The sequence below is a fragment of the Sulfitobacter sediminivivens genome (assembly GCF_042611115.2).
Taxonomy (GTDB): Bacteria; Pseudomonadota; Alphaproteobacteria; order Rhodobacterales; family Rhodobacteraceae; genus Sulfitobacter; species Sulfitobacter sediminivivens.
In genome coordinates, this window is record NZ_JBHGAR020000001.1 from 78,609 (window position 1) to 91,607 (window position 12,999).

11 protein-coding genes are annotated in these 12,999 nt (G+C 53.5%); 4 read left to right on the top strand and 7 right to left on the bottom strand.

Annotation, left to right across the window (positions count from 1 at the left end):
* Positions 1-32: 32 nt before the first annotated feature.
* Complete coding sequence (locus ACEWL3_RS00390; RefSeq protein ID WP_386177062.1) at positions 33-1,763, bottom strand: glycosyltransferase family 61 protein; 1,731 nt, start codon at positions 1,761-1,763, stop codon at positions 33-35.
* Positions 1,764-1,899: 136 nt separating this feature from the next.
* Between ACEWL3_RS00390 and mutS the strand changes: the two genes are divergently transcribed.
* A complete protein-coding gene (mutS, locus tag ACEWL3_RS00395) occupies positions 1,900-4,551 on the top strand; it encodes a DNA mismatch repair protein MutS (protein WP_386177063.1) in 2,652 nt (883 codons plus the stop codon).
* Between the two features lie 29 nt (positions 4,552-4,580).
* On the opposite strand, the gene ACEWL3_RS00400 is transcribed toward mutS, so the two are convergent.
* Together ACEWL3_RS00400 and hrcA are read right to left on the bottom strand one after the other, a co-directional pair.
* Complete coding sequence (locus ACEWL3_RS00400) at positions 4,581-5,171, bottom strand: nucleotide exchange factor GrpE (protein ID WP_386177064.1); 591 nt, start codon at positions 5,169-5,171, stop codon at positions 4,581-4,583.
* 9 nt (positions 5,172-5,180) lie between these two features.
* Positions 5,181-6,215 (bottom strand): heat-inducible transcriptional repressor HrcA, encoded by a 1,035-nt coding sequence (gene hrcA, locus ACEWL3_RS00405; RefSeq protein ID WP_386177870.1) that lies wholly within the window; start codon positions 6,213-6,215, stop codon positions 5,181-5,183.
* Between the two features lie 142 nt (positions 6,216-6,357).
* Here hrcA and rph point away from each other — a divergent pair, with 142 nt between their 5' ends.
* From rph to hemW, 3 genes are read left to right on the top strand one after another with little or no spacing between them, the layout of a single operon-like run.
* On the top strand, positions 6,358-7,071 hold the full coding sequence (rph, locus tag ACEWL3_RS00410) for a ribonuclease PH (RefSeq protein WP_386177065.1): 714 nt from the start codon (positions 6,358-6,360) through the stop codon (positions 7,069-7,071).
* On the top strand, positions 7,068-7,679 hold the full coding sequence (gene rdgB, locus ACEWL3_RS00415) for an RdgB/HAM1 family non-canonical purine NTP pyrophosphatase (RefSeq protein WP_386177066.1): 612 nt from the start codon (positions 7,068-7,070) through the stop codon (positions 7,677-7,679). The genes rph and rdgB overlap by 4 nt, the downstream gene beginning before the upstream one ends.
* Positions 7,672-8,829, top strand: a complete 1,158-nt coding sequence (gene hemW / locus ACEWL3_RS00420; RefSeq protein ID WP_386177067.1) for a radical SAM family heme chaperone HemW — start codon at positions 7,672-7,674, stop codon at positions 8,827-8,829. Before rdgB ends, hemW begins: the two co-directional genes overlap by 8 nt.
* Here the strand turns inward: hemW and ACEWL3_RS00425 are convergent.
* Genes ACEWL3_RS00425 through mnmG form a run of 4 tightly spaced genes read right to left on the bottom strand, consistent with a single transcriptional unit; the run spans position 8,826 to position 12,996 of the window.
* Positions 8,826-9,725: a ParB/RepB/Spo0J family partition protein gene (locus tag ACEWL3_RS00425; protein WP_386177068.1), complete on the bottom strand. Its 900-nt coding sequence runs from the start codon at positions 9,723-9,725 to the stop codon at positions 8,826-8,828. The two genes, hemW and ACEWL3_RS00425, sit on opposite strands and share 4 nt — an antisense overlap.
* A 16-nt stretch (positions 9,726-9,741) precedes the next feature.
* The gene (locus ACEWL3_RS00430) at positions 9,742-10,536 is read right to left on the bottom strand and encodes a ParA family protein (protein ID WP_386177069.1); all 795 of its coding nucleotides are present in this window, start codon (positions 10,534-10,536) and stop codon (positions 9,742-9,744) included.
* A complete protein-coding gene (gene rsmG / locus ACEWL3_RS00435) occupies positions 10,529-11,137 on the bottom strand; it encodes a 16S rRNA (guanine(527)-N(7))-methyltransferase RsmG (RefSeq protein ID WP_386177070.1) in 609 nt (202 codons plus the stop codon). Before rsmG ends, ACEWL3_RS00430 begins: the two co-directional genes overlap by 8 nt.
* The gene (gene mnmG / locus ACEWL3_RS00440) at positions 11,134-12,996 is read right to left on the bottom strand and encodes a tRNA uridine-5-carboxymethylaminomethyl(34) synthesis enzyme MnmG (RefSeq protein ID WP_386177071.1); all 1,863 of its coding nucleotides are present in this window, start codon (positions 12,994-12,996) and stop codon (positions 11,134-11,136) included. The genes rsmG and mnmG overlap by 4 nt, the downstream gene beginning before the upstream one ends.
* Positions 12,997-12,999: the final 3 nt, after the last annotated feature.

Below are 12,999 nucleotides of genomic sequence, written 5' to 3' on the forward strand. Positions count from 1 at the left end.
CAATCACACAGCGGCTAGCGACAAAAACTTCATCAGGCGATGTAACGAACCCAACTATGGTTTCCCAGAAATGCAGCGTGGCGTTGTGGGAAATCCGCCTTGAGCTGCGCAAGCGCCCAACGGATGACTTGGGGTCGGTCACACCTGTTGGCGCACCAAACGATACGAACCAATGTCTGCCAACGTGAAGGGTCCGCCTTGAAAGCCCGGTCAAGCGCGATCAGTTCTGATTTTGGTTCATCCAGTTGCTTGTGGCAATCGGCTTGAAGCAAACATAACTTGGCATTGTCCCTGACCAGTTGGGGGTGTTGTTCCAGAAGCCTGACAGCGTGTTCACCAGCACCAACAGTCAAAACCCTGCGCCCGACTTCTTCCAGGCTCGCTGCAGTTTTCAATGTGGGATAATGCCCCAGAACAGTCACTACAAAGGCCATTACTTGTGCCGTGCCTGTTTCGGAAAGCATAACAGGCACAATGCCGTCTATTGAAAAACGAGGTTCTGAAAGAGGATTTGCGCCCTTGAAATCAGCAAAGAAACTGACGTACCGGCACTGTGCCGCATTCGCCAACGGCCAAAAGTCGGCCCATCGAAACTGCGCAGTCTGCAATGTTCCGATCTCAATCACAAAGGCATCCGGATTGGCAAACAGCATATTGGTAAATCCAGCGCCATGGTAGGAAACCATCATCTCGGCGTTCGCCATCAGCGCGACCTGCTCAAGTGGGGTCAGGCTTTCAAAAACAACATACTCAAAACCAAACAGCCTGAGGTGGTCATACAGCATATCCTCCCCTTCCATGTGCCGGGATCTGCTTTGCCGTGTATCCCGACCAACATAGAACCGACGGGGAAGATGGCCAAAATCATGACCTTCGATCGCCTGCAACGCCCGGGCACGCAGCGCCAACAATGCCGAACTCACTGAATTCATGGAAAGGACCGGCTGCAGCCTGATGTCTGTCAGCCCCACCTGATCTGCCAATCCGGCAGGCGCGTGCTTTTCAATACCAGCGACATCTTCCAAAGGCCGCATTGGATGTGAACCAACAAGATCGAAAGCTGAAAGCACTTTTTCATAGTCCTTCGGGGACCGTTCAAAGAAAACCCGGTCCTCGAATTCCGGAAAAAGCGCCACGACAAAAGCTTCGGCAAAGGGGCGTTGCTTGTCTTCCTGATTTGGAAAATGGAAATAGATGTTTCCCTGAAAGCCAAGCGTATCAAGCAACGTGAGTTGCGGTAGGGATTCGGTGATAAAATGATAATAGTTGAACGTATTTCGGCATTCGATGGCAAAGGCGATATCAGGCTCTAATAAGCCCGAATAGATTGGAATTTCACCGTCTTTGTTGTCACTCCGACACCCGGAAAAAAAGGCGTCGAGGCCCGCGTCCACGTCAGGATCGGATTCCTCATTTTCCCGCCGATACTGGTTTAGCAAACGTGTCCCGGATGCCCCGGTCAACAACAATCGGTCATGCGCCATGATGTAGGATTTTCGGAAACTTGCATGCTCCAGCACCACTGGAACAGCATTGTATTCAATCGCGCGGGAGAATGTTTTGTCACGCTTGGTGGCCGTGAGAAACACCGATATTTTTTGGTTGATCTCTTTAAAAGCGCTGGCAGCAAACCCTTCGATCACCGCCTTTGGCATCGAACGCCAAATGAATTCAGGCTCCAGCAACAACCGAAACCCGGGGTCACGCCATGGGTTCAGAAACAGGGCATCAGGCGGAGACCTAAGTTCAATTTTGTTGCGCACAGGGTCCAGCAGCTTTCATATGGACTGATCGTTGCCCAATTTTAACACGATCCTTGCACCCGTCTACCGAGAACCCGCTTCGCTGCCCCTTTCCCTAGGGGGCGTGGTTTTGTACAGACACATATGCAAGCGGGGGATGCACGTGGGCGACGACAAGATCACACCAATGATGGCGCAATATCTCGACCTGAAGGCCGGATATGACGACGCATTGCTGTTCTACCGCATGGGTGATTTTTACGAGATGTTCTTTGATGATGCTGTTGCCGCAGCAGAAGCATTGGATATCGCCTTGACCAAACGAGGCAGGCACAATGGCCAGGACATCCCGATGTGCGGCGTCCCGGTTCACGCAGCCGAAGGGTATTTGCTGACTTTGATCCGCAAAGGGTTTCGCGTGGCCGTCTGTGAACAGATGGAAAGCCCGGCAGAAGCCAAAAAGCGCGGCCATAAGTCAGTGGTCAATCGCGACGTCGTGCGGTTGGTGACGCCCGGCACATTAACAGAAGAATCGCTGTTAGAAGCGCGCCGCCACAACTATCTGGCCACCTTTGCCGAAGTGCGCGATGCCGCCGCCTTGGCTTGGGTTGATATTTCTACAGGTGCGTTTCACGTCATGCCGCTGACACCTTTGCGACTTGGTCCCGAGCTTGCGCGGCTGTCCCCGTCAGAGCTGGTTGTATCAGAGGCGAAAGAGGCTGATTTGCGGAATTTAGTCTCTGAATTCGGTATTGCGATGACCGCCCTTGCCCCATCTGCATTTGACAGCACCAGTGCCGAAAAACGCATCTGCGATCTGTTTGGAATCGCGGCGCTGGACGCCTTTGGCACCTTCACCCGGGCCGAAGTTTCAGCGATGGGTGCCTTAATTGAGTACCTTCAAATTACTCAAAAAGGCAAATTGCCCCTTCTGCGCCCTCCGCACAAAGAAAGCGAAGCGCGGACCGTGCAGATCGACGCGGCCACAAGGCGCAACCTCGAACTGACACACAGCCTCACTGGCGGGAGGGCGGGGTCGCTGCTTGCGATCATGGATCGTACCTGTACGGCTGCTGGTGCCCGCCTTCTTGAACGCAGGATTTCCAGCCCTTCACTCTTGTTAGAGACTATACTGGACCGTCTTGATGCTGTGACATTCTGTTTCACAGATGCCCGTGCGACACAGGATATTCGCACCATCCTGCGCGGTGTGCCCGATCTGGATCGGGCGTTGTCACGGCTGTCTCTTGATCGCGGCGGGCCGCGTGATCTTGCATCAATGCGCAACGGGTTGATCGAGGCCGTCAAATTGGCAACGCAGCTCAATAAGCAGAACCTTCCCACACTCATCAAAACTGCAGCGGCGGGTTTGGTCGGTCATGACGATCTGGTTAACGTGCTGGAAGACGCACTTGTTGCAGAGCCGCCCCTGCTCACCCGCGACGGCGGCTTCATCGCACCCGGTTATGAGGCGGAGCTGGATGAAGCCCGCAAACTGCGGGATGAGGGCCGCAGTGTTATCGCGCAAATGCAGCAGCAATTCGTCTCTGACACGGGCATCGCCTCACTTAAGATCAAGCACAACAACGTCCTTGGGTACTTTATTGAGACAACTGCCGTCCACGCGGAAAAGATGCTGTCGCCTCCCCTCTCCGAAACCTTCATCCACCGGCAAACCACCGCAAATCAGGTGCGTTTTACCACAGTGGCCCTGTCGGAGATGGAGACAAAGATCCTGAATGCGGGAAATCATGCGCTTGAAATTGAAAAGCGGCTCTATGAAGGGCTAAAAGCAGCAATATTGATGCGGGCGGCTGAAATTGGTGTGACGTCAACCGGGCTTGCCGAAATAGATTTGGCAGCTGCTTTAGCGGACCTTGCGCAGGCGGAAAACTGGGTACGTCCAAAGGTCGACAACAGCCGCGCATTTGCCATTCAGGGCGGCCGGCACCCGGTTGTTGAACGCGCCTTGGCACAACAATCGGGCGATCCCTTCATTGCCAACGACTGTGACCTCAGCGCTGATGCTGATGCCGCAAACGTCTGGTTGCTGACAGGGCCAAACATGGCGGGTAAATCAACATTTCTCAGACAGAATGCGCTGATCGCCCTCATGGCACAGATGGGCAGCTATGTTCCCGCGACCTCCGCCCACATCGGGTTGATCAGCCAGCTGTTCAGCCGGGTTGGTGCATCGGATGATTTGGCGCGTGGCCGTTCGACATTTATGGTCGAAATGGTAGAGACTGCTGCAATTTTGAACCAGGCAGATGATCGGGCTTTGGTCATTCTGGATGAAATCGGCCGCGGCACCGCTACATATGACGGCCTATCGATCGCATGGGCGACGCTGGAACATTTGCATGATGTGAACCGGGCTCGCGCACTCTTTGCAACACACTATCATGAAATGACCGCCTTATCAGGCAAGCTTGACGGCGTCGATAACGCCACAGTTGCGGTAAAGGAATGGGACGGCGAGGTGATCTTTCTTCACGAGGTCCGAAAGGGTGCCGCGGATAGATCATATGGCGTACAGGTCGCACAGCTTGCCGGGTTGCCCGAAGCGGTGATTGCCCGCGCCCGCGTGGTACTCGAGGCGCTCGAAAAAGGCGAGCGCGAGGGGGGTGCGAAACAAAAAACCCTTATCGATGACTTGCCCTTGTTCTCCGTCAACCCAACGCCTGCACCAAAGCCCAACAAGCCGTCTTTGGTCGAAGAACAGCTCAAAAATATTCTGCCCGACGAACTTACCCCGCGCGAAGCGTTGGACCTACTTTACAAATTGAAAGAGGCGGCCAGTTCCTGACCGCCTCTGGCTTGCCTTGTTCAGCAATTTTAGGAAGCAGGGTGTTCAGGCGCAGGAGCGCTTGCTGGTGTCGATGATACACCAACCTGTGCCGGGCGCAGCAGGCGGTCATGCAACATGAAACCTTCAGCCGCAATCTGAATGATGTCTCCTGCCCGTGTCCCCGGAACAGGCGCTTCGAACATTGCCTGATGGCTTTGGGGATCAAATCGGTCACCGACTTTTGGTTCGATCAGGTCGATTCCGTGTTTTTTGAATACGTTGAGCAATTCCCGCATGGTCAGCTCTACGCCCTCCAACAGCGGGCCGGAAACAGCGCGTTGATCTTCGGTCGCCACTTCAAGAGCACGCTTCATGTTGTCGTAGACAGGCAACATATCACGCGCCAGCTTTGAACCGCCATAATTCTCGGCCTCGCGCCGATCTTTTTCAGACCGCTTGCGCGCGTTCTCTGCATCCGCGAGCGCGCGCATGAAACGATCTTTCAGCTGATCACGCTCAGCCCGAAGCTGATCCATTTCTAACGCTTCATCATCAATCTCAGCCATTTCATCGGCGTATTCATCCGCCTCGGCCTCATCAATATCATCAAGAAATTCGTTCTCTTTCGGCTCTGCCATCTTCCACCTCTAACTCCGGTCAGAAATCAGTTTTCCGACCAGTTGCGCCGTGTAATTCACAATCGGCACGATACGTCCATAGTTTAGGCGTGTGGGGCCAATCACTCCGACGGCACCAATCACCTTCCGATCAGCGTTCATATAAGGGGAAACCACCAAAGAGGAACCCGAAAGTGAGAAAAGTTTGTTCTCTGAACCGATAAAAATGCGTACACCTTCACCGCCTTCGGTCAAATCAAGGAATTCTGCAATATCGCGCTTGCGTTCGAGGTCGTCAAAGAGGTTGCGAATCCGCGCCAGATCCTCCCCTTCGCCGTCTTCGCTCAACAGATTCGACCGACCCCGGACAATCAAACGCTCGGTCGCCTCGTCTTCGCCCTGCCATAACGCAAGACCGCTTTCGACCAGTTGCTGCGCCAAGACGTCTATCTCTTGACGTCTTTGTGCGATTTCATTGCCAATGGTCCGTTGCAGTTCGGTGATTGTTTTTCCCTCTACCAGCGCATTGAGAAAATTCGCCGCCTCTCTCATCGAGCTTGGTGTTTGTCCAGGCGGAGGTGTGAACAGACGGTTTTCAACATGACCGTCGGAGAATACCAGAACAACCAATGCACGTTCATAAGATAGTGACACAAATTCAATGTGCTTAATTGGCGCTTCATGTTTGGGCGTCAAGACAAGAGATGCACCGTGCGTAACGCCCGACAGCGCGGAACCGATCCGATCTAACACGCCCCCAACGTCAGTGGTATTGTTTCCCATTGTCGCGTCTATTTTTTCGCGGTCCGTTTCGGACGGATCACCGATTTCAATCATTCCATCGACAAACATCCGCAGGCCCATCTGTGTGGGAATACGGCCTGCGCTGACATGCGGCGAGCCGAGCAGACCCATATATTCAAGGTCCTGCATCACATTTCGGATCGTCGCAGCACTTACTTTTTCGCTGAAATCACGCGTCAGCGTGCGCGACCCCACAGGATCCCCGCTGGCCAGGTATCCTTCAACCACCCGGCGAAATACTTCGCGGGATCTGTCATTCATGTCGTTCAGCATATCTGTGGTCTCTGTCATGGCATCCTCTGTTTGTCCTACAATAAAGGTGCACAGCAACCAAACGTCAAACAGGGTTGCATCCCCACACATCTGAGCGGTATCTCGACACTAACATCAAAAAGGAAAGAATATGCGTCCATCTGGCCGGAAACTCGATGAAATGCGCGCTGTCAGTGTTGACGTGGGCTTTACCAAACATGCCGAAGGGTCGGCGTTGATCAAAGTGGGCGACACGCATGTTTTATGCACCGCCACAATTGAGGACCGCGTGCCGCCTTTCATCAAAGGATCAGGACTGGGATGGGTCACCGCTGAATACGGAATGTTGCCGCGCGCCACCAACACCCGCATGCGCCGCGAGGCGGCATCGGGCAAACAGGGCGGCCGGACGGTTGAGATTCAGCGTCTCATTGGCCGGTCCCTGCGCGCAGGTGTTGACCGGGTCGCATTGGGAGAACGTCAGATCACCGTCGATTGCGATGTGCTTCAAGCTGATGGCGGCACCCGTTGCGCGGCCATCACCGGCGGCTGGATCGCCCTGCGTCTGGCAGTGAACAAGCTGATGAAAGCCGGCGACGTGATCAGTGATCCGCTTGTTGATCCTGTCGCGGCCACAAGTTGCGGGATTTACGCAGGTCAGCCCGTGCTTGACCTGGACTATCCAGAAGACTCAGAGGCGGGCGTTGATGGCAACTTTATCATGACCGGCACCGGACAGCTCATCGAAGTGCAAATGAGTGCAGAGGGGTCTACCTATTCCCGCGGTCAGATGAACGAACTGATGGATTTGGCAGAAAAGGGTGTGGCGGAATTGGTGGCAATACAAAAGTCAGTCACATCATGACCCGCAAGTTCACCGACACCCGCATCTTGATTGCCACCCACAACGCCGGGAAGCTTGAAGAGATGGGCCAATTGTTTGCGCCATATGGCGTGAACGTGGTCGGTGCCGCTGAACTGAACTTGCCCGAACCAGAAGAAACCGAAAGCACATTTGTCGGCAACGCGCGCATCAAAGCGCATGCTGCGTCTCAGGCGACCGGCCTTCCCGCGCTTTCGGATGATTCCGGGATTGAAGTCGAGGCGCTGGACAATGCGCCCGGTGTTTATACCGCCGATTGGGCTGAAACACCCAACGGTCGTGATTTCATTGCGGCAATGACCAAAACGCACGAACTTCTTGAAAAGAAAAACGCGCCTCACCCGCGGCGTGCTCGTTTTTGCGCAACTCTTGTGTTGGCGTGGCCGGACGGACATGACGAAGTGTTCGAGGGCAAAGTGAACGGATCGCTGGTGTGGCCGATGCGTGGACGTCAGGGACATGGCTATGATCCAATGTTCCTGCCTAACGGGTACGGAGTTACCTTTGCCGAAATGGATGCAGATGCGAAAAATGCGATCAGCCACCGCGCCGATGCTTTCAGCAAACTGATTTCAGCCTGTTTTGACTGAGGATTGGCAGCATGGTGGGTTTGGCCTTTATATCCACTGGCCGTTTTGCGAGGCAAAATGCCCCTATTGCGACTTCAATTCGCATGTCAGTCGGCACATAGATCAACGGGCGTGGCGGGACGCCTACCTGACGGAGCTTACGCGCGCAGCCTCTGAGACATCTGGACGCGTGTTAAACGCTGTTTTTTTTGGAGGGGGCACACCCAGCTTGATGGACCCCGATGTCGTTGCTGACATCATAACACGCGTCAAACAATTGTGGCCAACCGCCAATGACCTTGAAATCACGCTCGAGGCGAACCCAAGTTCTGTCGAAGCAGGCCGCTTTGCAGCTTACCGGCAAGCTGGGATCAGCAGAGTTTCCATGGGCATTCAGGCACTGAACGATCCAGACTTGCGGCGTCTGGGTCGTATCCATACCGCAACTGAAGCGTTGACTGCCTTTAACGTCGCACGAAATGCTTTTGACAGGGTTAGTTTCGATCTGATTTACGGACGACAGGATCAAACACTGGCAGCATGGAAAAATGAGCTAAAAACGGCTCTAAACCTAGCGATTGATCATCTTTCGCTTTACCAGCTTACAATCGAAAGTGGCACGGCGTTTGGCGATCGGTATGCCTGCGGTAAGCTGCAAGGTTTGCCCGATGATGATTTGGGCGCAGATATGTATGAGCTGACCCAAGATCTGTGTGGCTCGATGGGAATGCCCGCCTATGAGGTATCAAACCATGCCCGTGACAGTGCACAATCCCGGCATAACCTGATCTACTGGCGGTATGGTGACTATGTCGGAATCGGCCCCGGCGCACACGGTCGCATCACGGTGGGCGGGAAAAAATTTGCGACAGTCTGTTATAGCAACCCCCAACGCTGGCTTGATGGCGTCGCTGAAAAATCGCCAGAGAAGCCGCGCGAGGTCCTTTCGAAGCGCGATCAGGCAAATGAATTTCTGCTGATGGGACTTCGCCTGAAAGAAGGCGTTAGTCTGCAACGGTACGAAAAGCTATTGGGCCAGGCATTGCCTGACAACAAGATCGCTCACCTTGAAGCCATTGGCATGATCACGTGTGCCAATGACAACATGTCTGTTACAAATCAAGGGCTTATGGTATTGAACGTCGTTCTTGAAGAACTTCTTGTCGATTAGCTGCCGCTTAATTTCCGACACAACTCGTCAAGGTCATCCAGCGACTTGTAGTGCACCGTCATCTGACCCGCCTCTTGGCCCGGTTTGTGCGCAAGCTCAACTTTCATCCCAAGACTCGCCGACAGATCCCCCTCAAGCGCCTTTGTATCTGCATCTTTTTCGGCCTTCGGTTTCGCAGAATCCTTGGAAAAGATGTTATCGCTGGTGCCAGCCTGTTCTTTCTTAACCAAAGCCTCAGCTGCACGCACGGACAAGCCGCCTTTTACAATCTGTTTTGCCAGCTTCACAGGGTCCTCGGCTGGCACCAGTGCGCGCGCATGCCCAGCACTCAGGTCGCCAGCGCGGAGCATTTCCAGAACGGGCTCAGGCAGGTTCAGTAATCGCAGCAGGTTTGCGATATGGCTGCGGCTCTTCCCCAACGCTTCCGCCATTTTCTCTTGGGTATGTCCAAATTTGTCCATGAGCTGCCGATAACCCGCAGCCTCTTCTACAGAGTTCAGATCAGCACGCTGGATGTTCTCAATAATGGCAACTTCCAGGACCTCGACATCAGTAAAGTTGCGCACGATGACAGGAAGCTCATGAAGTTGGGCGATCTGTGACGCGCGCCAACGGCGCTCACCAGCGACAATTTCAAAACTGCCGTCACTACGTTTACGGACGATCAAGGGCTGAATGACGCCCTTTTCCTTGATCGACGCAGCAAGGTCATCCAAATCACCTTGATCGAACCGTTTCCGTGGTTGCTCCGGATTAGGCGATATGCGTTCAATCGGGATATATTGTTCAGCAGCGACGGTCCCCCGGGCAACTGCCTCCTCCGTCTCTGAAACATCCGCCATCAACGCAGACAGCCCGCGCCCCAAGCCACGTTTACGATCAGATCTATCCGCCATGGTCATCGCCCTCAGTTTAATTGTTGTTGATCAGCTCTTTCGCGAGACTGCGATAGGCCCGCGCTCCTTTAGACTGACTATCGTAGTTTAAGACCGGCATTGCAAAGCTTGGTGCCTCACTCACCCTGACATTTCGCGGAATGACTGTTTTGTACACCAGATCACCCAGATTGCTCCGCGCATCCTGCTCCACCTGCTGAGAAAGGTTGTTGCGGCTGTCGTACATGGTCAGCACCACGCCTTCGATTCTCAGGTCCTTATTGCCTGCCTGTCGAACTTCCCGGATGGTCAGCATCAACTGCGAGAGACCTTCCAGTGCAAAAAATTCGCTTTGCAGCGGCACCAAAACGGAATGTGCCGCGATCATTGCATTGACCGTCAACAAGTTCAAAGACGGTGGACAGTCAATAAGGATGTAATCAAATTCAAACTCATCCATTTGCGTTTGGCGAAGTGCGTCATGCAATAAAAAGCTACGCTTTTCATTGGAAATAAGCTCCATATCAGCAGAGCTTAGATCTACGGTTGCAGGTACAATCAGCAGATCGGCGATCTCGGTCTCCTGAACAACCTCTTTCAGATCTATGTCTTCCAGCAACAGTTCATAGGTTGTGAACTCTCGATCCTCCAGGTCAATCCCCAGACCCGTGGAGGCGTTGCCCTGCGGGTCCAGATCAACAACAAGTACCCGTTTGGCGTTCTCAACCAAAGCAGCGGCAAGGTTTATGGTTGTAGTGGTTTTTCCTACGCCACCCTTTTGGTTTGCAACCGCGATAATTTTCGGGCCAACAGGCCGGGAGAGGTCAGACACGGGCAATTTCCTTGATCTTTAGAACGGCCGCCGAAGGGTTGGTTAAGCTCTTAATGGGTTCACATTCGTAAGACCACACGCCTTGTGCACCTTCATGTTCTTTCAGCCAATTTTCACCTTTTGGGAAAAGTGCTGCGCCGTCCGACTTCAGGTGCTTGTCAGCATACCCCAGAAGTGTGGTAAGGTCGGCCAGCGCACGGGCCGACAAGATATCAGCCTGTAAAGATGGAACATTTTCGATCCGATCTGAGATCACCGTCGCAGTCAACCCAAGCTCTCGAATGGCTGTACGTAAAAACACGCCCTTTCTCTTGTCACTTTCTATTAGTGTCAGATTGTGGCTATCGCCTTGTTCCGATGACAAAATCGAAATCACAATACCAGGAAACCCGCCTCCGCTGCCTATATCAACCCATAGCCCGGTTTTGGGGGCGATGGTAAAAAGCTGAACTGAATCAACAACATGCCGTTCCCATAGATATGGGACGCTCGGCTTTGACACCAGATTGATCTTTGGCGTCCACTTTTCGACTAATCTTGCGAAAGACTCGAGCTTTGCAAATGTTTCACGTGAAACATCCAGACCCCCTACTGTCGTCATCCCGCCTGCTTTCGTGCATCACGCCTAAGATGGGCAAGGATAAGAGTGAGCGCTGCCGGGGTAATGCCATCAATGCGTGCTGCCTGCGCAAGAGTCGCTGGCCGGGTTGCGGTGAGCTTCAGCTTTAATTCATTGGACAATCCCTCCATGCCCTTAAAATCAAAGCCCTTCGGTATCAAATGCGCCTCATCCTTGCGCAACCGGTCAATATCCTTTTGCTGGCGTTCAATATAATTCGAATACAGCGCATCCCGCTCAATTTGACGCCGTGTTTCGGTGTCGACCGACGCAAACGCCGCATCAAGCTCGATTAAGTTCTCAAAGGATACATCTGGAAAGGACAAAAGCTCAAACGCAGTCCGCCGGTTTCCATCTTTACTCAACTGAAAACCCGCCAACGCTGCTTCCTTGGGCGTAAAGGTCGAGGCTGTCAGCAAAGCTTTTGCTCTTACCAATCTCTCCAGCTTTTCTGAAAAGATTGATCGACGCTCGTCCGACGCACAACCAAGCTCTATCGCAACCGGCGTTAAACGCTGATCCGCATTGTCCGCCCGCAAGGACAACCGAAATTCGGCGCGGGACGTGAACATCCGATAGGGCTCCGTCACCCCGCGCGTGGTTAAATCGTCGATCATCACTCCGATATAGCTGTCCGAGCGACTGAATGTCACTTTATCTCGGCCAAGGGCTGCCGATCCGGCGTTCAGCCCTGCGACCAATCCCTGCGCTGCTGCTTCCTCATAGCCTGTTGTCCCGTTAATCTGCCCCGCCAGAAAGAGGTTCGGTACAGTTTTGACTGCCAGGATCGAGTCAAGCGCACGAGGATCAACGTAATCATATTCAATTGCATAACCCGGCTGAAGAATTTCGGCCTTCTCAAGCCCCTTGATTGACCGAACATACCGAATCTGAACATCTACAGGCAGCGACGTGGAAATGCCGTTGGGATAGATTGTATGATCGTCAGCGCCCTCAGGCTCCAGAAATATCTGGTGAGACGCTTTGTCGGCAAACCGAACCACCTTATCCTCTATTGACGGACAATATCTTGGTCCAATCCCATCAATGTGGCCCCCATACATCGCAGACAGGTGTAGACTTTCTTGTATGATTTCATGGGTATTCGTATTCGTATGAGTGATCCCGCACGAAATTTGACGTGCTGTGGTGCCTTTCGACAAGAAGGAAAACAAAACCGGTTCATCATCCCCTGGTTGGGTTTCCAGGATATCCCAGTCAATCGTTCGCCCATCAAGACGGGGTGGCGTGCCGGTCTTAAGGCGCCCCAGAGGCAGTTCAAAACTATCTATTCTTTCTGCAAGTTTGATCGATGCCTTATCACCAATACGTCCACCTGAATGCCGCTCATCTCCAATATGTATCACGCCGCGCAGAAATGTACCGGTCGTCAAAATCACTGAGTGTGCGCTGATTATCTCGCCATCGGCGAGCACGACGCCTTTGACGGCACTGCCATCCATGCAAAAATCCACAACTTCGGCTTCAAGAATTGACAGATCTTCCTGATCCACCATCTCTTGCAGCATCTCGCGTTGATAGATTTTCCGATCCGCTTGCGCACGTGGCCCTTGTACGGCTGGCCCTTTGCGTCGGTTTAGGAGCCGAAATTGAATCCCGGCCCTATCAGCAACCCGACCCATGACGCCGTCCATTGCATCAATTTCCCGAACCAAATGGCCCTTGCCCAAGCCACCAATCGCCGGGTTGCAGGACATAACGCCTATACCGTCGCGTGACATTGTGATCAGAGCGGTAGTCGCGCCAAGTCGCGCCGCCGCATGTGCCGCCTCACACCCAGCGTGCCCCCCGCCGATCACAACCACATCAAAATGTTTCACGTG

Excerpts from the sequence above, each read along its gene's own strand:
- mutS (WP_386177063.1), top strand. The coding sequence starts at position 1,900 with ATGCACGTGGGCGACGACAAGATCACACCAATGATGGCGCAATATCTC.
- ACEWL3_RS00400 (WP_386177064.1), bottom strand. The coding sequence starts at position 5,171 with ATGGCAGAGCCGAAAGAGAACGAATTTCTTGATGATATTGATGAGGCC.
- hrcA (WP_386177870.1), bottom strand. The coding sequence starts at position 6,215 with ATGAATGACAGATCCCGCGAAGTATTTCGCCGGGTGGTTGAAGGATAC.
- rph (WP_386177065.1), top strand. The coding sequence starts at position 6,358 with ATGCGTCCATCTGGCCGGAAACTCGATGAAATGCGCGCTGTCAGTGTT.
- rdgB (WP_386177066.1), top strand. The coding sequence starts at position 7,068 with ATGACCCGCAAGTTCACCGACACCCGCATCTTGATTGCCACCCACAAC.
- ACEWL3_RS00425 (WP_386177068.1), bottom strand. The coding sequence starts at position 9,725 with ATGGCGGATAGATCTGATCGTAAACGTGGCTTGGGGCGCGGGCTGTCT.
- rsmG (WP_386177070.1), bottom strand. The coding sequence starts at position 11,137 with ATGACGACAGTAGGGGGTCTGGATGTTTCACGTGAAACATTTGCAAAG.